We start from the raw sequence: 22,331 nt of genomic DNA on the forward strand, positions 1-22,331 counted from the left end.
CCGCAGGCCCCGAGCCTGCCGACCGGCGTACTGAAGGACCCCATCGATTCCGTCGGTAACACCGTCGGCACCGTGTTGCGCGCACCCGGCGAGATCCTCGGAGGAAACGGTGGCTGACATCGCGTTCGACACCCTGCCGTCCGCACGCGAGATCCTCCGGGAGCTGGACTCCGCCCACCACGAACCGGTCGTCTACCTCATCCGCGGCCGCTCGCAAACCGGTAAATCCACGCTGCTCAACGAGATCCGCACCCGACTCCGTGCCCGTGGCATCCCCCTCCAGGACGTGCTGACGGCCCACGGCGCCGAGCCGATCGTCAGCTCTCCCAACGGATCTGCGCCGTCGACGGGACTTCGCCCCGCGCTGATCGTCGACAATGCCCACACCCTGAGCCAGGCGGATCTCGAATACCTGCGCGGCACGGTGGAATCCGGGCAACGCACGGTCGTGATCGCGACCCAGCCGCGCCCGCACGACCTGCGCCTGCGCGCGCTGGCCGACACCGTCGCCCGCCGCGGCCGGGTGGTGGATCTGCGCGCCCTCGGCGTGGCCGACATCGCCCCGTTCGCCAGGGAGCTCGGCATGATGGTGCCGCGCCAGGTGTCCCAGCACATCCACCGGCAGACCGACGGCATCCGCGGCGGCGTGGTCGCCGCGCTGACCGCCGCCTGCTCGGCCCGGCTCGACGCGGGCATCGGCGCGGTCGACGCCGCCGTCGCCGCATGGGCGCGGTCGCTGCTGGACAATCTCGCGCCGGACCTGCTGGAAACCCTCGTCGTCGCCACCACCGGCGCGGGCTTGGACGCCAGCGAGCTCACCGAGGTGCTCGGCGTGGAACCCGTTGCCGCACAGCAGCTCATCGATCGGGCCAGGGCCAGCGCTCTGGTCACCGATGCCGACCTGCTGCTCACCCCCGCCGTCGCGCCGCTGCGCACGCTGCTCGGTGACCGCCGGTTCGTCGCGGTCCAGCGCAAGCTGCTCGGCGCGCGACTCGATGCGGGACTGCTGCGCGACCACACCGCGCTGCTGCTCGCCGAATCCGGCGTCCGCGACCCGCGGCTGGCCGAATTCCTCTCCGCCGCAGCGGAAAAGGCGGGCCGCGAGGCGGTGCGCTACTACGCGGCGGCCGCTGCGACCGGCGCCGACCCCGATCTCATCGCGCTGCGCTGGGCCGAAGCGGCAGGCCGCAACGGCGACGGCGAGACAGCCATGCGCCTGGCCGAGCCGGTGCTGGCCCGCTCCGGGGTGTCCGGCGCGGACCTCGCCGACGCCGTGCGGATCTGTGCCGCAGCACTGACCCGGCGTGGCCTGGTCGCCCGTGCGGCGCAATTGTATTCGTGGCTGGGCGCGCAGCGCGTCGGCGCGGATTGGGCCATCGGGGCGACCGTCCTCTCGCTGGCGGGCGACCGGTCCGGCGCGGTGGAGATGTCCGGCTCGGCGACGCAGTGGCCGCCGACCGAGGCCAACGCCCATGCCAGGCTGATCGCCACCGCACTCGCCGGCTCACTGAACGGACACGGCGGCACCGACGAAAGCCGCACTGTGCCAAGGCTGTCCGCGAACGGCACAGGTGCGGCGGTCTCCGCGCTGGTCCAGGCCGCACACGCGGACTCCGGCGTCGACCGATTCCTGCCCTGCACGGCGGTCTCCATCGCGACCCTGCTCTGCCTCGGCACCGGCGAGCCACGCCGGGCAGGCGACGCGCTGCGCCGCGCAACGGCCAGCGGCCTGCGCTGCCACCAGCTCGAGGTACTCGCGGCGTGGGTGGCCATGCTGAGCGGTGACGAACGCGCCGCGGCGGCCACGGTCGCCGCGCTCGATCACGACTCGCTCGACGTGCGCGACCGGCTGCTCGCACACGGTGTCACGGTCGGCCTGGCCAGGCGTACCGGTGATCATGCCGCGCTGGCCAAGGCCTGGCAGGCGGCCTACCTGATGTTCGACGACGTGGAGGCCGACTTGCTCGCGCTGCTGCCGATAGGCGAACTGTGGCTGGCCGGAATCCGCTTGCGTGACGAAGGTCGCATCGCGCCCCTGGTCGACTCCGCGCTGGCCCTGCTGCGCCGGTTGCACGAACCGCCCGCCTGGGCCAACGCCTTCCACTGGTACGGCGTGCAGGCCGCGATCCTGCACGAGAGCCCGCAGGAGTTGCTCCCGCATGCCCGGCCGCTCAAGGCCGCGGCCGAAGCGGGCGATCGGCACGCCGCGATCCTCGCCGACGCGGGCCGCACCTGGGTGCTGGTGCTGCGCGGTCAGGTCTCGGCGATGCCGGTCGAGGCGGCCGTCGCCGGCCTGAGCGAGATCGGCATGACCTGGGACGCCGCCCGGCTGGCCAGCGAGGCCGCCCTCGCCGCCGCCGACGCGCCGACCGCGACCGCGCTGCTCAAGCTGGCCCGCACGGTCCGCGCCGACGCCAGGCCGCAGGACCCGATCCGGCCGGCCGGCCCGACGCCGCCGCAGGCCGGCAAACCCGCCCCCGACCCGGCCGTCGGCGAGCCGACGGCCATCCTCAGCGAACGCGAACGGGAAGTCGCCGAGCTGGTTCTGCTCGGGCTGACCTACCGCGAGATCGGCGCCCGCCTGTACATTTCCGCCAAGACGGTGGAGCATCATGTCGCCCGTATTCGGCGCCGGATCGGTGCCCGGTCCCGATCGGAGCTATTGTCGATGCTCCGTGCCATGGGACATGGCTCCCTGCTGGTGTGACCAGCGAGTACGGATTCGTCAGCCGGGACGCCGAAGCGAGGTATTGAGATGGCCACAGGGGTGGGCCTGCGCGTCGCCGAGAACGACTGCACGGCGGCGATCGTCACCGACGGCGACGAAGAACCGTTGTTCATCGCCCGTGAGTCGTTGCTGTACATGTCCGACGACGGTGACGCCACGCTCGGCGGACCGCCACCGGACGAGAACGCGCATGCGATCACCGGCTTCGCGCTGGCCGTAGGCGACCCGGCGGGTATCTCCGTCGACGACGGCGAGGCCTATCGCGCCGAGGACCTGGTCGCCACCGCGCTGTTCTGCCTGATCAACCTGACCGCCGACCACCTCAACGGTCCGGCCGAGTTCTACGCGACCCACCCCGGTGACTGGCCGCGCGAATACGTGCAGGCGCTGCGCGACGCCCTGGACTACCTGGGCCTGCGATCGGTGCTGCTGGTCAGCGAGGCCGATCTGCCCGGCGCAGAGACCGACACCACGGGCAGCACGTTCGCCTACGACGCCGCCCGCGCGGCGCTGGCCGCGGTGCTCTCCACCCCGGCGGGCAGTACGCCGCCGGACCCGCCGCCCGCCGAGAATTCGACGGTGGACCCCGTCGTCATCCCGGCCGTGCCCGCCTCCGAGCCGACACCCCAGGCGTATTCGGCGGCCATCCCGATGGCCGAACCCGTGGCCACCGAGCAGACCGCGACGCCGAGCGCGCCCGCCCCGCAGGCCGAGCCGGCCAAGGATCGTAAGCAACTCCCGCTGCTGATCGGTGCCGCGGCAATGATCGGGCTGGTGCTCGGCGGCTTCGCGGTGGCGGTGCTGTTCCGGGAGGACAGCGAGACGCCGGTACCGCCGATGCGTGACGCCAAGTCCGATCAGGTGTCGGTGAGCCCGACGCCGCCGCCCGCACCGCCGATCAACTTCCCGACCGTGCCGGTGACGCCGACGACCACCGAGCCGCCGGTNCCACCGAGCCGCCGACCACGACACCGAGCTCGACGGTCCGCCCGCGGCCGACCACCACTACACCGCCTTTCCAGCCCCTACCGCAGATTCCGTCGATCCCCGGCCTGGAGATACCAGGCAGTCGGTGATTAAGAGAGCCCTTCCCCGGTTTGTGCCCTAAAGTGATGCGCTGACCGGTGTTGTCGGATGAATTGCAGGCGCCCGGTCTGTTGCTGGAGGACGACTGTGAGCCAACGGATTCCAGGGCCGTTGCCGCGGATTGAGCTGGCACGTGCGTGCCGACGAAGGGATTTCATGCGCAAGTTGGTGGCGCGCCGCGCCACGGTCAAAGCTGTCGCCCTCGCTTCGACCGTTTTCCTCGCACCCTTGCTCTGCACGACCACCGCCGCGGCGGCCCCGGAGACACCCGCGCAGCTGACCGCCGACGCGCTGCCGCAGGAACTCGTGCAGGCGATCGCGCGCGACCTGAAGATGACCCCGACGGAATACCTGGACCGTGCGGCCCGCGCCCAGCAGTTGCGCGACTACGCCCGCGACTTCCGCTCGGAACGCCCGGACTCCTACGCGGGCGCCTGGATCGGCACCGACGGCAAGCCCGTCGTCGCGGTGACCTCGCTCGACGCCGCCAAGATCGCCGCGGCCGACGGGTACCAGACCCGGCTCGCCCCGGTGTCCGCGGACGGCCTGGAAGGCTCACTGGTGCAACTGAATCAGTGGATCACCAGCCTGCCGCGCGAGATCTCCACCGCGATCAACTCCGTCGCCATCGACTTCCTCAACAGCCAGCTGGTGCTCAACGTCGCCAACACTCCGGCGGGCCACCTGCTGAACCTGCCGACCCTGATCGCCAACATCAAGGTCATCCTCTCGCCCGGCAGCGGCGGCGCGGTCGAGCGGCGGCCGATGGGTGGCGACACCTACATCAGCGCGCCGATCTCGCTGCACGACGCCTCGCTCAAGGGCGTCGACGTCTGCTCGTTCGGCTTCAACAGCACCGACGCGGCGGGCAATGCGCTGAATATCAGTGCGGGCCACTGCGATCCGAACATCGGCAAGGACTCCCAAGAGGCCACCGTCTACTACCCCAACGTCAAGGACATCCCGAACAGCCCGGAGCTGGGCAGCTTCGTCCAGGCCAAGCTGGGCGGGCAGAGCGCGCTCGACTACTCGGTGATCAAGCTGAACGACCGCGCGATCCGCGCCGGCATGGATCAGCCGACGGTGCGCGGCGCCAACGGCACCACCATCGCCATCACCGGCACCGCCGACCCGATCACCGGCGCGCCGGTGTGCAAGTCCGGGCAGTCGTCCACCTTCACGTGTGGCTTCGTGGTGGCCGATCGGGTGGAGACCCAGCTGTACACCTCCGAGGGCGAGAGCAAGATCGTGCGCGGCTTCGCCAGCTCCGCCTGCACGCTCGGCGGCGACAGCGGCGGCGCGATCGTCTCCGGCACCCTCGCACTCGGCATCACCAGTGGCTCCAACGCGGCCGAGGCACCGGACTGCAACGAGGCCAATATCGCGCTGGCGCAGTACGGCGGCACCGCGAGCCTCGGCATTCCGATCCGGCCGATCCTGGCCGATATCGACGCTTCCTCGGGCGGCGGACTCGGCAGCGGCATCACCGTGCGGACCCGGCCCAGCGCCGGGTGAGGCACGCCCGGACGCGGTGCCGATCGCTATGCCGGAAAAAAGCGACCACCAAACGAACCAGAGCGTCGTTATAAGTAGGCATACCGCGCTGGAGCCCATATAGTCTGGGCATGCTCCTGCCACGTATAGGTCATCTCCGATCAGCTGCGCGACAGACCCGGGTCCGAAAATCAGTTATCGCCGCTTCGGCGGCGATACTGCTGTTCGGGCCGACGGCGGCAGTAGCGACAGCGCAACCTGATCCGGCTCCTGGTCTGCCCGCCGAACTGGTTGCCGCGGTCGCCCGCGATCTGAAGATCTCCCCGGAGGAGTACCTGCACCGCGCCGACGTGGCCCAGCAGGTCGCCGCGTTCGCCACCACCGCCCAGCGGCAGTACCCGGCGGTGTTCGCCGGTTCATGGCTCGACGACAACGGCAAGGCGGTCGTCGCGCTGGCCCAGGGTCCCGGTGCCGACGAGGCCCGGACGGCCGCGCAGTCAGCGGGTTTCGAGGTCCGCAACGTGGCCAAGAGCGAGTCCGCGCTGCGCGGTGAGAAGACCGCGTTCCAGCGCTGGCTCGACGGACAGCCCGAGGCGGTGTCGGCCCTCGTGCGTGGCGTGGTGATCGATACGGTCAACAACAGCATCGCGGTGCGCGTCGACAAGCCGGGCCTGCCGATGCCGAACTTCATCGACCCGGCCCGGGTCATCGTGATGGCGCCGCCGGTCGCCGGTGAGCAGGCGACGCTGGAGGCCAGCGAGATCGCCGGCGCGGCGAACGGCGCGCTGGCAGGCGGCGACGGCTACGCCTCGGTCGCCGGACGGCTCTCGCTGCGCTGCTCGCTCGGCTTCAACGGCACCGACCGCAGCGGCAACATCGTGAATGTCACGGCGGGCCACTGCAATCCGGACATCCCGTCGGCGGGCAACGACAACGCCGCCCGGGTGCACGAGCTGAACGGCAACCGGCTCGGCAACGAGCTCGGCCGCTTCGAGAAGTCGGTGCTCGGCTCGCAGGACTACTCGATCGTCCGGATTGCCGACCAGTCGCGAGATCGCTTCGGCAACAACGAGGTCCGGGTGCCCGGCGCCGCGTCGATCCGCATCGACGGCGTCGCCACCCCGGTCGTCGGCGCCCCGGTCTGCAAGTCCGGTTCGCGGACCGGCTTCAGCTGCGGCGTGGTGAACGCGGTGGACCAGACCGTGCAGGTCGGCGAGCGTGAGCTCACCCAGGCCTTCTCGGCCAACATCTGCGCGCTGCCCGGCGACAGCGGTGGCCCGATCGTCACCGGCAGGCTGGCCCTCGGCATCTCCAGTGCCTCGTCGGTGGCCGACTACCCGATCTGCGAGATCCCCAACCTGATCGGTGCGCTCACCGGCAATACGCCGCAGCTGTTCGCGCAGCCGGTCAGCGTGGTGCTCTCGGACAACCCGGGGCTGCGGATCCGCACCGACTAGTCCGCACCATCGTCAAGGCCGGCAGCGTTGCGCTGCCGGCCTTTTCGCTGTCCTGGGCACGTTTCCACTGGCCTTACGCGGCCCTTTCCGCCACCGATGCGGTGCCGCGCCGGGCACCGGTGCGGCATTCTGGACAGCATGTGTCTGGTGTTGATCGGGTGGCGGGCTCATCCGGAGTATCGATTGATCGTCGCGGCCAACCGCGACGAGTTCTACACCCGGGCGACCGAGTCCATGCGGTGGTGGCCGGAGGTGCCCGGCCTGCTCGCCGGGCGCGATCAGGGCGCGAAGAACAAGGCCGCGGATGACCCGCCGGGCACCTGGCTCGGCCTCACCCGAGAGGACAACGGCCGCAACCGATTCGCCACAGTGACCAATGTGCGCGACCCGAAGGGCGAGCGCGGCGATGCCCGGTCCCGCGGCGCGCTGCTGATGGATTTTCTGCGGGGCGCCTCGGATCGCCATCCCAGCGGCGATTTCCCGGGCCCGGAGAAGTACGTGCTCGACGTCGCGGGCGCGCCCGACGACTACAACGGTTACAACCTGGTGGTGTCGGACCTGGAATCGCTGTGGTGGCATGGCAATCGCAGCGCCGCACCGCCGCGCGAGCTACTCCCCGGCTTCCACGGCCTCTCCAACGGTACGTTTGTGAGCTCGGCAGGGCTGAGTCCGGGTAACCCGGATTTAACCGCCCCACAGCCCATCTGGCCCAAAGTACGGTGCGGCGTAACCGAGCTGCGGGCGGTGGTGGAGTCCGATCCCGGTGCCGTGGACCGCTATTTCGCGGTGCTGGCCGATCGCGCCAAGGCCGCTGACGAGGAATTGCCGAACACCGGGGTGCCGCATCTGCTGGAGCGGCGGCTGTCGTCGAGGTTCATCGCCGACGGCGTGCACGGCACCCGCGCGAGCACCGTGCTGCTGGTGCGCGAGGACGGTTCCTTCGTCATGGCGGAGCGATCTTTCGGGCGGTTCGGCAGGCGCCGGGGCGCGGTGTCGTTCGACGGCACGCTGGAATTGCCCGCCTGACAACGCGAAACGGGCCCGCTTCTCCGAGGAGAAACGGGCCCGTTCGAGCAGTGGATGCTACTTCGGCGGAAGCGGCTTGTCCGCCCACTGGGTGGTGCCTTCCGGCGCCTGGATGGTGTTGAGCAGCTCGATGCCCGCGGCGAGCAGCGCCGGGCCACCGACGGCGATGGTGCCGAGGATGCCACCGATACCCGCGCCCACCGGGATGCCGAGCAGGCCGCCGACACCGAAGAGCGGCAGGCCGACGAAGAAGCCGACGACCGCGCCGATGGCGGTACCGACGAAGCCGCCGATGGCGGTGGCGATGCCGAACTTGCTGGCGAATTCGTTCTGCGCCCGCTGGTTCTCGATCGGCGACGCGATGTCCTTGGCCACCGTCTGCACGCCGAGCGGCTTGTCGCCGACGACCAGATCAGCAGGCTTTTCCGGGGTGATCTCGAGGACGGTGTCGTCCTTCTTGGCGACCGCCTTGACCGGCACGTTCTCGCCGCCGACGTTGAACTCGAGCGGGAACGAGATGACGGTGGCGCCCGTCTCGTTCTTGATGTTGGCGATCTGGGTCTTCGGACTTTCCGGGGTCGCGCCGTCCTCCTCGGTCAACGAGAAGGTTCCTCCCTTGAGCGACGCGACAACCGTCTTGTCCACCAACTTGACGGAGTAGTTGATGCCGGGGTCAGCCGGAGCGGCGACAGGCTCGGCATGCGCGGTTCCGAGTCCGATGGTCATCGCGCCGATGACCAACGCGGCACCCGCGGTGGTTCTGCGGAGGTTCATTCAGTTTCCAATCCATCATCAGGTCGCCTACCAGCCGATCCCCAGCACGCGAGAGCGCTCTTCATCAAATCCGGGCGGTCGCCCCGGATCCTCCCCGAGCAGTGTGAAGACAGGCACAGCAGACAGAACGTCGTGAGCGTAAACCAAGCACGACCGAGAAGCGAGATGCATTACAGGACTTGAGGACTAAGCCTGTCCTTACCGAGAAGGCCGGGGGCCTCGACGTTTACGGTGGTGATCACCTGAACTCGCCCTTGGATCGGCAAACCTTGTGTGATGTTCATCACAGGTAAATTTTGAGTCAAGCCCCAGCAAGAGGGGGCATAGCTCAGGTGCGAATCGTACGACAAGTAGCATATGTTACCGGTGGGTAACTTACTGCCGGTTAGGATACGAGCCAATCGGGCGGTGCCGAACCGCCCTCGCTCGTGTTGCCTCTAGAGAAAGGTCGCGACATGAATGCCCTGACAGTGACGCTGGGCACGATTGGGGCGACGCTCAGCCTCTTGTGTTGGGCGTCGTTCATCGGCGGCGTCCGGGACATCGTCCGCGCCATCATGATCGGACAGCCCGCACCGGATCGCTGGCGACCGTTCTTCCCGCGCTTCAAGCAGATGGTCATCGAGTTCCTCGCGCACACCAGGATGGCCAAGTTCCGCACCGTCGGCTGGGCGCACTGGCTGGTGATGATCGGCTTCATGGGTGGCGCCATCCTGTGGTTCGAGGCCTACGGTCAGACCTTCGACCCCGCCTTCCACTGGCCGATCATCGGCAACTGGGCGATCTACCACCTGTGGGACGAGATCCTCGGCATCGGCACGGTGCTCGGCATCGGCACGCTGATCGTCATCCGCCAGCTGAACCACCCACGACTGCCCGAGCGGCTGTCTCGCTTCAGCGGCTCGAAGTTCGGTCCCGCGTATGTGATCGAGCTGATCGTGCTGATCGAGGGCCTCGGCATGATCTTCGTGAAGGCGGGCAAGATCGCCGCCTACGGTCATGCGAATCCCGCGACCGACTTCTTCACCATGCAGGTGGCCAAGCTGCTGCCCGCGAACACCACCATGGTGGCGCTGTTCGCCTTCGTGAAGCTGATGTCCGGCATGGCCTTCCTCTACCTGGTGGGCCGCAACATCACCTGGGGTGTGGCGTGGCACCGGTTCTCGGCCTTCTTCAACATCTACTTCAAGCGTGAAGACGACGGCGGCGTCGCGCTCGGCGCGGCCAAGCCGATGATGTCGAAGGGTCAGCCGGTCGACATGGAGACCGCCGACCCGGACAACGACACCTTCGGCGCCGGCCGGATCGAGGACTTCTCCTGGAAGGGCTGGCTGGACTTCACCACCTGCACCGAATGCGGTCGGTGCCAGTCGCAGTGCCCCGCCTGGAACACCGGCAAGCCGCTCTCGCCCAAGCTGCTGATCATGTCGCTGCGCGACCACGGCAACGCGAAGGCGCCCTACCTGCTGGCCGGCGGCCGCAAGGACATGGGCGGCGACGAGGTCGGCCTGGTCGACGCCGAGGGCAAGCCGGACGAGGCTGCGCTGGCGAAGATCTCCGACGCCGCCAAGGCCGAAGCCGAGCGTCCGCTGGTCGGCGACCTCGAGGCCAACGGCATCATCGACCCCGAGGTGCTGTGGTCGTGCACCACCTGTGGCGCCTGCGTCGAGCAGTGCCCGGTCGACATCGAGCACGTCGACCACATCATCGACATGCGCCGCTACCAGGTGCTCATCGAGTCGGAGTTCCCGTCCGAGCTCGCCGGTCTGTTCAAGAACCTGGAGAACAAGGGCAACCCGTGGGGCCAGAACTCCAAGGATCGGCTCAACTGGATCAACGAGGTCGACTTCCAGATCCCGGTCTTCGGGCAGGACGCCGATAGCTTCGACGGCTACGACTACCTGTTCTGGGTGGGTTGCGCCGGCGCCTACGAGGACCGCGCGAAGAAGACCACCAAGGCGGTCGCCGAGCTGCTCGCCACCGCGGGCGTGAAGTTCATGGTGCTCGGTGCCGAGGAGACCTGCACCGGCGACTCGGCCCGGCGCGCGGGCAACGAGTTCCTGTTCCAGCAGCTCGCCGCGCAGAACATCGAGACGCTGAACTCGGTGTTCGAGGGGGTCGAGGACAAGAAAAAGAAGATCGTCGTCACCTGTGCGCACTGCTTCAACGCGCTCAACAACGAATACCCGCAGGTGGGCGGCTCGTACGAGGTGGTGCACCACACGCAGCTGCTGAACCGCCTGGTGCGCCAGAAGCAGCTGATCCCGGTCGCCTCGGTGTCGCAGAACGTCACCTACCACGACCCCTGCTACCTGGGTCGGCACAACAAGGTCTACAACGCACCGCGTGAACTCATGGAGGCCTCGGGCTCCACGCTGGTCGAAATGCCGCGCCACGGCGAACGTTCCATGTGCTGTGGCGCCGGTGGTGCGCGCATGTGGATGGAAGAGCAGCTCGGTAAACGGATCAACGTCGACCGGGTCGACGAGGGCTTGAACACCCTCGCTGCGAACCCGGGCAGCACGCCCGGCAAGATCGCGACCGGCTGCCCGTTCTGCCGCGTCATGCTCAACGACGGCGTCACCGCCGCGCAGGAGAAAGGCGCGGGTGAAGGAGTCGAGGTCGTCGATGTCGCGCAGCTGATGCTGGACGCCATCGACCGGGTCGACGCGGCGAAGCTCACCGAGAACCTCACCGTCGTGCAGCAGCCGAAAGCTCCTGCGGTCGAAGAGGTCACCGAGCCCGAGCCGGAGCCCTCGGTCGAGACACCGGCGGCTGCGAAGGCGGCGCCGGCCGGTGGTGGACTTGCCATGAAGGGTCCGGCGAAGGCACCCGGTGGTGGCGGACTCGGGATGAAGGGGGCCGCCAAGGCACCTGGAGCCAAGGCGGAATCCCCGGCAGCTGAAGCGGAGTCGACGCCGGAGGCACCGGTCAAGGGCCTGGCCATGAAGGGCCCGGGAAAGAAGCCCGGTGGGCTCGGCATGAAGGGTGCGGCCAAGGCGCCCGGGGCCAAGGCCGCGTCGGCTCCGGCCGCCGAATCCGCGCCTGCGGCAGAGTCTTCCGCAGCGGAATCCGCGGCTGAGGCGCCCGCTCCCAAGCCCGTCAAGGGTCTGGGAATGAAGGGTGCTGCCAAGGCGCCGGGGGCCAAAGCGCCGGGTGCGAAGGCGCCCGGAGCGAAGGCACCGGCTCCGGCAGCGCCTGCTTCGGCGGAACCCGCGGCTGCCGAGACCAGCGCTGCTCCGGAAAGTGCTGCTGCCGAACCGGTTTCGCAGCCCACCGAAACCAAGCCGACGGTGCCCGCCAAGGGTCTGGCCATGAAGTCCGGCTTCAAGCGTCCCGGGGCCAAGGCGCCGGGTGCTCCGGCGGCCGCACCCGCGGCTCCGGCGGAATCGGCGCCGGCTCCCGCCACCGAGCCCGCCGCGGAATCCACTGCGGAATCCACTGCGGCGGAATCGGCTTCGGAGACGGCTTCGCAGACGGAGCAGCCGGCCAACGGCAACGGTTCCCCTGCGGTCGCTCCCCCGGCGGCCAAGCCGGGTGGCCTCGGTTTCAAGTCCGGCGCGAAGGCTCCCGGCCGAAAGAACTGACCGCCCTGACTGAATAGCCCTTCCGATCGACCCGGGTCCGCACGTCGGACCCGGGTCGATCCGTGTCCGACGCCGTCACACCTTGACCAAGCGACCACTTTGCAAAAATACGTCCTACTATTACGCTCCTCTCGAAGGGTGATCTTGGGGGATCGGGAGTTCTCTCATAACTGATGAATAAGGGGGGCGTGTGTCGACGTCTGAGAACGGTGCCGAATCCGACAGACCGATGCTGGTGTCGGTGGTGATCCCGGTGTTCAACGGGCTACCCGATCTGGGCGAGCAGCTCGAAGGACTTGCCGAGCAAGACTATTCGGGGCCGTTCGAGGTGATCATCAGTGACAACGGCTCGACCGACGGCCTGCGCGCCTACCTCGACCGGCATCCGCTGACCGACCGGCTTCGCTTGCGCCACATAGACAGTTCCGCGCGACCGGGCGGTCCGTACGCCCGCAATGCGGGGACCGCCGCGGCGGCGGGTGATTTCATCGCCTACACCGATCAAGACGATCGCGTGCACGCCGGATGGCTCAGTGCGCTGGTGCGCGCGGCCGCGGACTACGACGCGGTCGGCGGCCCGATCGAGACCGAGACGCTCAACAGTTCCGAGGTGGCGGCCTGGCGGCCGACGCCCGAACCGGAGCAGCGCTTCACCACGCAGTATCTGCCGTTCGCCCATGGAAACAATATCGGCATGTGGCGCAAGACTTTCGACAAGCTCGGCGGCTACGACGAGACCATGCTCGGCGGTGGCGACGACGTCGATATCTCCTGGCGCATCCAGCAGGCCGGGCTCACCCTCGGGCACGCGCCCGAGGCGATGGTCGCCTACCGGCTGCGCACGACGCTGCGCGCCACCTGGCGCCAGGCGGTCGGTTATGGGCGTACCTCGACCGAGGTCTACGTCAAACATCGCCCGCTCGGCTGCCGGCGATTACCACTCTCGATGACCTGGTTGGCGCTGCTGATCGTGCTGCGGCACAATCCGGTGATTCCGTTGACGCGCAGCCGGATTCCCACCGGGCTGTGGGTATTGCACGCCGGTGTGCTGGTCGGGCGGATCCGTGCCAGCGTGCGGCATCGCACTTTCTACGTGTAGCGCGACTGGGGAACTACTGGGGACAACCTGGCCGAATTGTGCAGGTTCACCAGTTCCCTTATGGCGCTATCGATCCCGGCGCTCGGACCCGCGATACGTCAACATACTCGCTGCTACAGCGCGCCTTGATCCTTGCTCCGTCTGCACGGGCGACTTATCGTTTCTTGCACATTAGAGCTCGAAATGTCCCCGTTTACGTCACATTTGATCACTGATCAGTACGCCGGCCCCTACTGCTCAGGCTATGAGGAGCGCCATGAAGAATCAAAGAAGACTCACCATGTTCGGGGCCGCGGTAGCAATCGCACCCCTGTTGGCGGTTCTGTTCCCGGCCGGAACAGCCAGCGCGCACGGCTACATTTCTTCGCCGGCCAGCAGGCAGGCCCAGTGCGCGGCGGGCAGCGTGTCCTGCGGTCCGATCAAGTACGAACCGCAGAGCGTCGAAGGACCGAAAGGCCTGCGCAACTGCCACGGCAACAATGCCCAGTTCGCCGAACTCAACGACGACAGCAAGCCGTGGAAGGTGCATTCCGTCGGTTCGTCGGCGTCGTTCACCTGGACGAACACCGCGCGGCACAGCACGTCCAACTGGGAGTACTACATCGGCGGCACCCGGGTCGGGGTCTTCCCCGGCAACAACCAGCAGCCGGGCCAAACCGTCACGCACAACGTGAATTTCGGCGGCATCTCCGGACGCCAGAAGATGCTGGCCATCTGGAACATCGCCGACACCTCCAACGCCTTCTACGCCTGCGTCGATCTGAACATCGGCGGTGGCTCGAACCCGACCACCACCACGGTCCCGCCGACCACCACCACGACGACACCGCCGACCACGACGGTGCCGCCGACCACCACCCCGCCCACCGGCCGGCAGTGGGCCGTGGGCACCAGCTACGCAGCCGGCAACGAAGTCGCCTACGACGGCGCCCGCTACCTGTGCCGCCAAGCACACACCGCGAGCCCCGGCTGGGAACCCCCGAACACCCCCGCCCTATGGCAAAAGCTCTGAGCTGACGCAGCTGTCCCGGACCTCGACGCCGAGGCCCGGGACAGCTGCGTGTAGTTGCCGTTGACCTATCAGGCGCCGCGCACCGGACAGCCGGCAGTCATGCGGCGGCTACTCCGTTTCCTTCGGATGTCCTGCCAGGCATCGCTCGAGCAGGACCCGGCCAGCATGTTTACTGTCCTTGGGCGCATGTTCGATGAAGTACCAGAGCCGACCGCCGTCGGTGATTTTGTACTGGTACCGCTCATAAGCCTGTCCTTGGTAGCTGCCATAACGCAATTGGCCCTTGAGGGGATAAAGCCTCGGCGACTGCACGTCCGGAGCACGCGTGAGCGTGTCCCAGGCATCGACCATCGCGTTGCGCGCCGCAGCGAGACAGTCGATCCAGCCTTTCTGAGCCTCGCTGGTGATGAAAGCGATCTGGTATTCAGTTCGTTTGAGCGGTCGCGGCACATCTTGCCGCTTGCTCACTCATCACCCCTCGGGTCACGCACCACCACCGGCGTATCGAGATAGCTGAGGTCGGTGCCGTCCACCCGGACCCTCGGGTCGGCATGTGCCGCAGCGGTATCCCGCCACGCTGCCAAGGTGGCGGTCAGTCCGGCGAGCTGCCCGACAGCGAGCCCACCCCGCGCATGGTTGAGGAAGTCGGCTACGAACTCTGGACGTTCCGACTCGGGCAGTAGCTCGATCCAGGGAAAGGTGATCGTCAACCGTCCGACCAACCGTTCGAGGATTTCGTCATCGAGTGCGATCGCCAGCAGTTGGGTCAGGGCACCGAGCGTCTGCTCCGTCGCCGCCGACTCCGCCGCATCGGACAGCCGGACGGGCGGCGCGGAGCGACGAACGAGGATTACATCCCCGTTCTCCTCCATCGCCTCGATGACCCGGTTCGGATCGCGAAGGAACTCCGACCAGGTAGCTGTCGCACTCATACCTCCAGTATGTCAGAACTAGTTCTGAAGTCGAGGACTGAAATCCTTACCGCAGGTCAGCGCCTCAAATCAGGGGCGGGTGAGGGCGGCGTATCTGGCCAGGTGGTGGTCGCTGGGGCCGAATTCGTGTTCGATGGCGGTGAGGCGTTTGAAGTAGTGGCCGATGGCGAGTTCTTCGGTCATGCCCATGGCGCCGTGTAGTTGGACGGCGTTCTGGCCGATGAAGCGGGCGGCGCGGGCGATGGTGACCTTGGCGGCGGAGACGGCGCGGGCGCGGGTTGGGGTGTCGGCGTCGAGGGAGTGGATCGCCAGGTACACGGCGGCGATGGCTTGTTCGAGTTCCATGTACATGTCGACCATGCGGTGTTGCAGCACCTGGAAGCTGCCGAGGGGCTGGCCGAACTGCTTGCGCTGCTTGACATATTCGAGGGTGTCCGCGAGTACCTTGCGCAGGCAGCCGACGGCCTCGGCGGCGGTGGCGGCGATGGCCTCGTCCACGGCCGGTTCGATGGCGACCCAGGCTGTCCCCTCGACACCGAGCAGTGCGTCGGCGGGCAGGCGGAAGCCGGTGAAGATCAGGTCAGCGGCGACGCGATCATCGATGGTGCGGTACGAGTGCACCTCGATCCCGGCCGGTGGGCTGTCCGCGTCGAATGCGGTGTGGAACAACGAGATACCGCGCTGGTCGCGACGATTGCCCGCGGTGCGCGCGGTGATCAGCAGATGGGTCGCCAGCGGCGCGCTGGTCACTACCGTCTTGGTGCCGTCGAGCACCCACGAATCACCGTTGCGCCGTGCGGTAGTCGACACATCGTGCAGGGTGTGGCCCGAAGTCGGTTCCAGGGCAGCGAAAGCGGTGCGCACGTCGCCGGCGACGATCTGCCGCAACAGCGCGTCGGCCTGCTCGCCGCCGGACCGGTTCAACAGCCCGGCCCCGATCACCACCGTGTCCACGAACGGCTCGACGACCAGCGCACGCCCGAGTTCCTCGGCGATCACCATCAATTCGACCGGGCCGCCGCCCATCCCGTCGACCCGCTCGGGCAAAGTCGCGCCCAGAATGCCGAGCTCGTCGGCGAATCCGCGCCACACGGCGGGCTGCCAGCCGGCGCCCACCTTGGCCGCATGACGGCTCTTCGCCAGGTCGTAGCGGGCGCCGAGGAATCCGGCGAGCGCGGTGCGGAGCAGTTCCTGCTCGTGGGTAAGAGTGAAGTCCATCAGAGCCCCAATGCTGCTTTGGCGAGGATGTTTCGCTGAATTTCGTTGCTGCCCGCGTAGATCGAGCCGGCCCGGTCGTTGAAGTAGCGCAGCGGCGCGACGGCCTGCCACTGCTCACCACTGCGGTAATCGTCGGCGGGCGGGGTGAACTCCGCGATCGGCCCGCCCGGTGCGGTGGCGTGTGGCTGATACACCCGGCCGCGCGGACCGGCGGCGGTCAAAGCCAGCTCGGTCAATTTCTGACTCAGCTCGGTGGCCAGGATCTTCAGCATCGAGGAGGCCGGTCCCGGATTCTCACCACGCGACATCGCCGAAATCGTGCGGTACTCCAGGATTTCGAGCACCTCGGTGCGAATCCGCGCCTCGGCGAGTTTCGCCGCGAACGCCGGATCATCGATCAGCGAATTACCGTCTGGTCCAGTCTGTTCCGCCGCGTCGACCGCGATCTCCTGCGCCATTGCCTGCAAGTACGGCGCCATCGCCCCACCACGCTCGTGTACGAGCAGGTATTTCGCGACCGTCCACCCCTCGTCGATCTTGCCGAGCACGTTGCTCTTCGGCACCCGGACATTGTCGAAGAAGACCTGGTTCTGCACCTGCTCGCCGGAGGTCATCACCAGCGGCCGGATCTCGATGCCCGGCGTGCGCATATCGATCAGCAGGAAGGTGATGCCCTGCTGCTTCTTGCCGGTGCGCGAGGTACGCACGAGGCAGAAGATCCAATTCGCCTCGGTCGCATGGGTGGTCCAGATCTTGCTACCCGTGCACACGAGGTCGTCGCCGTCCTCGACGGCCGCCATCGTCAGCGACGCCAGGTCGGACCCGGCCTCCGGCTCCGAATATCCCTGGCAGAAAAAGACTTCGCCGGTCAGGATCCGCGGCAGATAGAACTCTTTCTGCTCCGGCGTCCCATACGCGATGATCGCGTGCGCCACCATCTTGATCCCCATCGGCGACAACGCGGGCGCCCCCGCCAGCGTCGACTCCCTGGTGAAGATGTAGTGCTGCGTCAAACTCCAATCGCACCCGCCGTACTGCACCGGCCACGCGGGCGCCGCCCACCCGCGCTCATGCAGAATTTGCTGCCACGCCATGCTCGCCTCGTGGTCCGGATACACGCTGGTCGCCAGCCGCCCCGCCCGCCGCAACTCCGGCGTCAGCTTCGCCGCCAGAAACTCGCGCACCTCGTCCCGAAATGCCAAATCCGCCGCTGACCAGTCGTAATCCATCTGCCCTCCCGGAGGGTGTGCGCAGTACGTCGACGCCCACCAGGGGCCCAGACGCGACAAAAACCTTTGTATTTCCCGCCACTGTAGCAAACTGAGGTCACCTGCCAGCACTTAGTTGCGCACCGGGTGAAACCCCCGCGCGCCGAGTCCCCGATCGAGGCGTTTGCACGCAAGGGCGACGCCCCTCTTTCGACACTGCCCCGATTCGATGGCACACAGCGCAGCGAAAATGCCGAATTTTGTTGTGGTGAAAGAGGTTCGGAGGGCCTAAATTGGGTCGGTTCTGGATCGAGAGGGAATCATGGGTAACGGCGTGGTCGACGGGGTCGGCATGAATGTGGTGGGGTTCGTGATCAGCGGGATCGATGAGCCAGCGCTGACCGATGTGCCGGCCGAGAGCGACGACGGCATCATGCAGGCTTGGGGGCAGGTGTTCCGGCGGCGGCGGGTGCCTGCCGAGAGCGTGGTGGCGATTCACGCGGAATGGGCGCCGTCGGCCACCGATCACGAGTTCATGACGAGAAACTTCCCGAACCTGGGCAACGTCACCTTCACCTTCGAGCGCCCGGAGCCGGAGGGGTGGCCCGCGGCGCTCGCGCATGCCGCCATCGTTCGCGAGACGGCGCTGCGCCGGGCGGCCGCCCAGGACCTGCTCCCGGCCTTCGATGCGGACGGCGACCAGGACGCGCCCGAGCGGGTATTGATTCCGATGCTGCGGATGGTGCAGCTGCCGCCGCCGATGTCGGCTGCACGCGCACTGATTCCCAACCAGCTCTATCTCCTGGCCGCCCGGGTCGCACCGACACCGCGCGGGACGTTGAGCATGAGCTGGGTGTTGCGGAACCAGGTCGACAGCGGCGAGGTCGACTTCGATGCGGCTCTGGCCGAAGCCTTTTCGAATCTCTCCGACGGCATGCGCATCGGCGTCGGTGAATCCGCAAGCGGCGCCGACCGACTCCTCTTCTTCGAGGGGAAGACGACCACTTTCATGCCGGCCGCCGCGATCGCGATGCCGAACTTCCACGATCTGCTGGTCGAGCACCTCGGCGGCGAGCGTTTCGTCGCGGGCATCTCCTGCCATGACAAATTGCATGTGGTGCGGGCGGATTCGGGGTGGGTCGGTGACCTGAAGCGCATGGTGTTCGCCGACGACCACAACGAAGAGGACCTCGTACCGACGCTACTGCTGGTCGAGCGCGACGGAATCAGCATCCTCGAGCAGAACGGCACCCCACTCATCTGAAACTAGCAGTCCTCGACCGCGGCCTTGACGTAGCCGACGGACTGATAGAGGTAGTCGTAGGCCCAGCGCAGCACCGACAGCCGGGGTTCGGGGTCGACGAAGAGAAGTTCACCGGCCCAGCACTTTCCGAGGATGTAGCGGGCGCGGGAAATGTGCGGGGTGAAAGTGACGACGATGACGCGCTGCCAACCGCCCGCCCGGGCCAGGCGAGCGAGTTCGCGTCCCTCGCCCTTGGTGGTCCTGGGCGAAGGATCGAAACAGATCACCTCGAAGCTGTAGCTACCGCGGCAGATTCGGTTGATCATGACGCTGTTTTCGTAGGGGTCCGAGATCAGGACTCGCGGGGCGAACCCCTCGGCGGCCAGCCGCAGGCCCAGCTGTTCACGTCCGTCGTGCGCGCCACCGAGGACGAGAACTGCGTCGGCGGGGGCCGGGGGATCGGTGCGGGGACGGACGTAGACGGGCCAGAGAGCGACCCCGGCGACAGCGAGCACGACGACGAGGACCAGGCAGGCCCGGACCCATCGGCGACGTCGCATCCGATCAATGCTAGCGACATCTTCGCAGGTCAGGGCGGCCAGGGCGGGATCTGTCGCCACATGTACACCTACCGTTGCCGTGACCCTTGCCTCGGTGACGTGGTGCGGCCACCGGCGGGGCTTATCAATCGATCATGCGATGCACAGTCTTCGGAACCGGGTACCTCGGGGCCACGCACGCAGCGTGCATGGCCGAGCTCGGGCATGACGTCATCGGGGTGGATGTCGACCCGGGCAAGGTCGCGAAGCTGTCCGATGGCGTGGTGCCGTTCTACGAACCCGGTCTCGAGGACGTGCTGCGGCGCAACCTCGACACCGGCAGGCTGCGCTTCACCACCTCCTATGCCGAGGCGGCGGCGCACGCCGACGTGCATTTCCTCGGGGTGGGGACGCCGCAGAAGAAGGGCGAGTACGCCGCCGACCTGAAATACGTGCACGCCGTGGTCGATACGCTCGCGCCGCTGCTGGAACGTCCGTCGGTGATCATCGGTAAGTCGACCGTGCCGGTGGGCACGGCCGCGGCGCTCGGCACCAGGGCGCGGCAGCTGACCTCGACCGACGTCGAGGTGGCCTGGAACCCGGAGTTCCTGCGCGAGGGCTTCGCGGTGAAGGACACGCTGCGCCCGGATCGTCTTGTGCTGGGGGTGGATCGGGCGCGACCGGGTGCGGGCTGGGTCGAGGACATGGTGCGCGAGATCTACGCGGAGCTGATCGCCGACGAGGTGCCGTTCCTGCTGACCGATTTGGCCACTGCCGAATTGGTGAAAGTCTCGGCGAATGCCTTTCTGGCCACCAAGATTTCGTTCATCAACGCGGTATCGGAAGTGTGCGAGGCGACCGGCGCCGACGTGACGATGCTGGCCGACGCGCTCGGTTACGACGCCCGCATCGGACGCCGATTCCTCAATGCCGGACTGGGTTTCGGCGGCGGTTGTCTGCCGAAGGATATTCGGGCCTTCATGGCCCGCTCCGGTGAACTCGGCGCCGACCACGCGGTGGCATTCCTGCGCGAGGTCGACAACATCAACATGCGCCGCCGCACCAAGGTGGTGGACATGGCCGCCCGCGCCTGCGGCGGTTCGCTGCTCGGCGCGAATGTCGCGGTGCTCGGCGCGGCGTTCAAACCGGAATCCGACGATGTTCGCGATTCGCCCGCACTGAATGTGGCGGGCATGATCCAGCTGCACGGCGCGGTAGTGACGGTGTATGACCCTAAGGCGCTGGAGAATTCACGCCGGGTGTTCCCGACCCTGAACTACGCGACCTCGGTGGCGGAGGCCTGTGAGCGAGCCGACGTTGTGTTGGTGCTCACCGAATGGGACGAGTTCACGGCGCTGCGCCCGGAGGATTTGAATAGGGTAGTTCGGACAAAATCCATCATCGACGGGAGGAATTGTCTCAATCGTGCCAACTGGCGGTCGGCCGGATGGGTGTACGCGGGACTCGGTACGCCGTAGAGTTGCGTCGCGAAGGCGGGGACTACTGCCGGACGATTAGTCCTGCCGTAGGCACGGTCGCTCTTCGACGGTATGGTCCGGGGAGCGGGCCTTCGCGCGGGCTCGCATGTCGTGAAGTGTGAACGAGATGGGCAGCTGATGAGTTCGGTACTGGGAGTTTCGGTGGGGGCCGGCGCTGTCCGTATGGCGCGGCCACACACCGGGAACCCCCACGGCCACGTCGAGGCGCACTCGTTCGATCTGCAGACCATTCCGGTTGCCGGGCAGACCGTGGAGGAGCTGGCCGCCGAGGCCGTCGGCGTCACGCTGGAGACCACTCCGGACATCATCGCCACCGCCATCGCCTACCGCAGCGAGCAGCACGCCCGCGCGCTCCGCGCCGCCATGGCACGCCAGCAGCTGACCAACTACGAGCTCGTCCCCGAGGTCGTCGCCGCACTCGAATTCGCCCAGTCCACCGGCGATATTCGCGGCATCTCGTCCCTGGTCGTCTACGACCTCGGCAGCTCCGGACTCACCGTGAGCGTGGTCGACACCCAGTCACGCGAGGTCCGCTACAGCGAACGCACCAGCGATATCAGCGGCGACTACCTCGACTCGCTGATCCGCGAACAGCAGATCGCCTCCGGCCGGATCGCGCACCCGCCGGACGCGGCGGGCCTGGCCGTCCTGGACGGGCTGTGTCGCGAAGCCAAGGAACAACTGTCCTCCAATACAGCCGTCGCGCTGCCCAGCGAACAGGGTCTGGTGCTGCTGGCGCAGGAGAACTTCGAATCGCTGATCATGCTGGCGATCGAGTCGTCGGCCCGGATGGCCCGCGACGTGATCACCCGCTCCGATCGGCCGGTGCACGGCGTGCTCGCGATCGGCGGCTGCGCGCGGATCCCCCTGGTAGCCAGGGTCCTCGAACGGTGGATGGGTGTTCCGGTGATCGTGCCGGAGAGCCCGGAGACGGTGATCGCCCGCGGCGCGGCGCTGCTGGCCCGGCCGGTCGTGCCGGAGCCCGTGGTCAGTGCCGCGGCAATGGATGCGGAGTTATCCCCCGCTTGGTTATCGGCCCCGCCCAAACGCCGCAAGCGCGAGATCAGCGGCGCCGTACTCACCGTCAGCGCACTCGCGGTGGTCGCCGCGATCGGGCTCGGGCTCGGCTACGGTCCGCAAGTGCTGCAACGCGATTCACACAGCGAAGGCTCGCCGTCGACCCCCACGACCAGCGCGCCGCGCACCACCACGCACGACCCGCAGATCGCGGTCGCACCCGCAACGCCGACGGAGACCGCCGCGGAGTCGATCGCCGCGCCACCGCCGCGCCGCCCGACCACGGAGGCTCCGCCGCCGCCCGCGCCAGGCCCGAACACCATTGTGGTGCCCGGCCTTCCGCCGATCGTGGTCCCCACGATCCCACCCGAGGTCTTCCCCTTCCCACCTCCGCCCCCGCGCTAGTCGGTCC

At 67.7% G+C, this 22,331-nt stretch carries 16 protein-coding genes; 10 read left to right on the top strand and 6 right to left on the bottom strand.

All coding sequences use genetic code 11. The features are described from left to right. Nucleotides 1-109 precede the first annotated feature (109 nt). The 4 genes from DBO33_RS00005 to DBO33_RS00025 all read left to right on the top strand — a co-directional run bounded on the left by DBO33_RS00005 (nt 110) and on the right by DBO33_RS00025 (nt 7,791). Nucleotides 110-2,707: a LuxR C-terminal-related transcriptional regulator gene (locus DBO33_RS00005; RefSeq protein WP_107653198.1), complete on the top strand. Its 2,598-nt coding sequence runs from the start codon at nt 110-112 to the stop codon at nt 2,705-2,707. Nucleotides 2,708-3,970: 1,263 nt separating this feature from the next. Then, a complete protein-coding gene (locus DBO33_RS00015; protein ID WP_107653199.1) occupies nt 3,971-5,329 on the top strand; it encodes a S1 family peptidase in 1,359 nt (452 codons plus the stop codon). A 110-nt stretch (nt 5,330-5,439) separates the two neighbouring features. Next, complete coding sequence (locus DBO33_RS00020) at nt 5,440-6,765, top strand: S1 family peptidase (RefSeq protein WP_107653200.1); 1,326 nt, start codon at nt 5,440-5,442, stop codon at nt 6,763-6,765. A gap of 138 nt (nt 6,766-6,903) precedes the next feature. After that, nucleotides 6,904-7,791: an NRDE family protein gene (locus DBO33_RS00025; RefSeq protein WP_107653201.1), complete on the top strand. Its 888-nt coding sequence runs from the start codon at nt 6,904-6,906 to the stop codon at nt 7,789-7,791. Nucleotides 7,792-7,848: 57 nt separating this feature from the next. Here the strand turns inward: DBO33_RS00025 and DBO33_RS00030 are convergent, their stop codons facing one another. Next, entirely contained in the window at nt 7,849-8,565 is a 717-nt protein-coding gene (locus DBO33_RS00030) for a hypothetical protein (RefSeq protein WP_107653202.1), read from the bottom strand. A gap of 455 nt (nt 8,566-9,020) precedes the next feature. Between DBO33_RS00030 and DBO33_RS00035 the strand changes: the two genes are divergently transcribed. The 3 genes from DBO33_RS00035 to DBO33_RS00045 all read left to right on the top strand — a co-directional run bounded on the left by DBO33_RS00035 (nt 9,021) and on the right by DBO33_RS00045 (nt 14,263). Then, nucleotides 9,021-12,152, top strand: a complete 3,132-nt coding sequence (locus DBO33_RS00035) for a (Fe-S)-binding protein (protein ID WP_107653203.1) — start codon at nt 9,021-9,023, stop codon at nt 12,150-12,152. 190 nt (nt 12,153-12,342) lie between these two features. Continuing rightward, nucleotides 12,343-13,251 (top strand): glycosyltransferase, encoded by a 909-nt coding sequence (locus DBO33_RS00040; RefSeq protein ID WP_234390613.1) that lies wholly within the window; start codon nt 12,343-12,345, stop codon nt 13,249-13,251. 256 nt (nt 13,252-13,507) lie between these two features. Further along, nucleotides 13,508-14,263, top strand: coding sequence for a lytic polysaccharide monooxygenase (locus DBO33_RS00045; RefSeq protein WP_107653205.1), 756 nt, complete (start codon nt 13,508-13,510; stop codon nt 14,261-14,263). Between the two features lie 108 nt (nt 14,264-14,371). Here DBO33_RS00045 and DBO33_RS00050 read toward each other — a convergent pair whose 3' ends face one another. The 4 genes from DBO33_RS00050 to DBO33_RS00065 form a co-directional block, all read right to left on the bottom strand. After that, nucleotides 14,372-14,731, bottom strand: a complete 360-nt coding sequence (locus tag DBO33_RS00050) for a hypothetical protein (RefSeq protein ID WP_199856495.1) — start codon at nt 14,729-14,731, stop codon at nt 14,372-14,374. Next, complete coding sequence (locus tag DBO33_RS00055; protein ID WP_107653206.1) at nt 14,728-15,195, bottom strand: hypothetical protein; 468 nt, start codon at nt 15,193-15,195, stop codon at nt 14,728-14,730. Before DBO33_RS00055 ends, DBO33_RS00050 begins: the two co-directional genes overlap by 4 nt. A 69-nt stretch (nt 15,196-15,264) precedes the next feature. Next, complete coding sequence (locus DBO33_RS00060; RefSeq protein ID WP_107653207.1) at nt 15,265-16,413, bottom strand: acyl-CoA dehydrogenase family protein; 1,149 nt, start codon at nt 16,411-16,413, stop codon at nt 15,265-15,267. After that, entirely contained in the window at nt 16,413-17,642 is a 1,230-nt protein-coding gene (locus DBO33_RS00065) for an acyl-CoA dehydrogenase family protein (RefSeq protein WP_107653208.1), read from the bottom strand. Before DBO33_RS00065 ends, DBO33_RS00060 begins: the two co-directional genes overlap by 1 nt. Before the next feature lie 301 nt (nt 17,643-17,943). On the opposite strand from DBO33_RS00065, the gene DBO33_RS00070 reads away from it, so the two are divergent. Next, entirely contained in the window at nt 17,944-18,885 is a 942-nt protein-coding gene (locus DBO33_RS00070; protein WP_107653209.1) for a hypothetical protein, read from the top strand. 2 nt (nt 18,886-18,887) lie between these two features. Here DBO33_RS00070 and DBO33_RS00075 read toward each other — a convergent pair whose 3' ends face one another. Next, on the bottom strand, nt 18,888-19,424 hold the full coding sequence (locus DBO33_RS00075; RefSeq protein ID WP_107653210.1) for a YdcF family protein: 537 nt from the start codon (nt 19,422-19,424) through the stop codon (nt 18,888-18,890). A gap of 134 nt (nt 19,425-19,558) precedes the next feature. Here DBO33_RS00075 and DBO33_RS00080 point away from each other — a divergent pair, with 134 nt between their 5' ends. Beyond that, a complete protein-coding gene (locus DBO33_RS00080; protein WP_107653211.1) occupies nt 19,559-20,881 on the top strand; it encodes a UDP-glucose dehydrogenase family protein in 1,323 nt (440 codons plus the stop codon). 138 nt (nt 20,882-21,019) lie between these two features. Continuing rightward, nucleotides 21,020-22,324, top strand: a complete 1,305-nt coding sequence (locus tag DBO33_RS00085; RefSeq protein ID WP_234390614.1) for an Hsp70 family protein — start codon at nt 21,020-21,022, stop codon at nt 22,322-22,324. Nucleotides 22,325-22,331 lie beyond the last annotated feature (7 nt).

The sequence above is a fragment of the Nocardia suismassiliense genome (assembly GCF_900269665.1).
GTDB classification, from domain to species: Bacteria; Actinomycetota; Actinomycetes; order Mycobacteriales; family Mycobacteriaceae; genus Nocardia; species Nocardia suismassiliense.

Coding starts and splice junctions, on each gene's coding strand:
- DBO33_RS00025 (WP_107653201.1), top strand. CDS start 6,904: ATGTGTCTGGTGTTGATCGGGTGGCGGGCTCATCCGGAGTATCGATTG.
- DBO33_RS00080 (WP_107653211.1), top strand. CDS start 19,559: ATGCGATGCACAGTCTTCGGAACCGGGTACCTCGGGGCCACGCACGCA.
- DBO33_RS00075 (WP_107653210.1), bottom strand. CDS start 19,424: ATGCGACGTCGCCGATGGGTCCGGGCCTGCCTGGTCCTCGTCGTCGTG.
- DBO33_RS00085 (WP_234390614.1), top strand. CDS start 21,020: ATGAGTTCGGTACTGGGAGTTTCGGTGGGGGCCGGCGCTGTCCGTATG.
- DBO33_RS00045 (WP_107653205.1), top strand. CDS start 13,508: ATGAAGAATCAAAGAAGACTCACCATGTTCGGGGCCGCGGTAGCAATC.
- DBO33_RS00065 (WP_107653208.1), bottom strand. CDS start 17,642: ATGGATTACGACTGGTCAGCGGCGGATTTGGCATTTCGGGACGAGGTG.
- DBO33_RS00035 (WP_107653203.1), top strand. CDS start 9,021: ATGAATGCCCTGACAGTGACGCTGGGCACGATTGGGGCGACGCTCAGC.
- DBO33_RS00060 (WP_107653207.1), bottom strand. CDS start 16,413: ATGGACTTCACTCTTACCCACGAGCAGGAACTGCTCCGCACCGCGCTC.
- DBO33_RS00055 (WP_107653206.1), bottom strand. CDS start 15,195: ATGAGTGCGACAGCTACCTGGTCGGAGTTCCTTCGCGATCCGAACCGG.
- DBO33_RS00020 (WP_107653200.1), top strand. CDS start 5,440: ATGCTCCTGCCACGTATAGGTCATCTCCGATCAGCTGCGCGACAGACC.
- DBO33_RS00030 (WP_107653202.1), bottom strand. CDS start 8,565: ATGAACCTCCGCAGAACCACCGCGGGTGCCGCGTTGGTCATCGGCGCG.
- DBO33_RS00015 (WP_107653199.1), top strand. CDS start 3,971: ATGCGCAAGTTGGTGGCGCGCCGCGCCACGGTCAAAGCTGTCGCCCTC.
- DBO33_RS00070 (WP_107653209.1), top strand. CDS start 17,944: ATGGGTAACGGCGTGGTCGACGGGGTCGGCATGAATGTGGTGGGGTTC.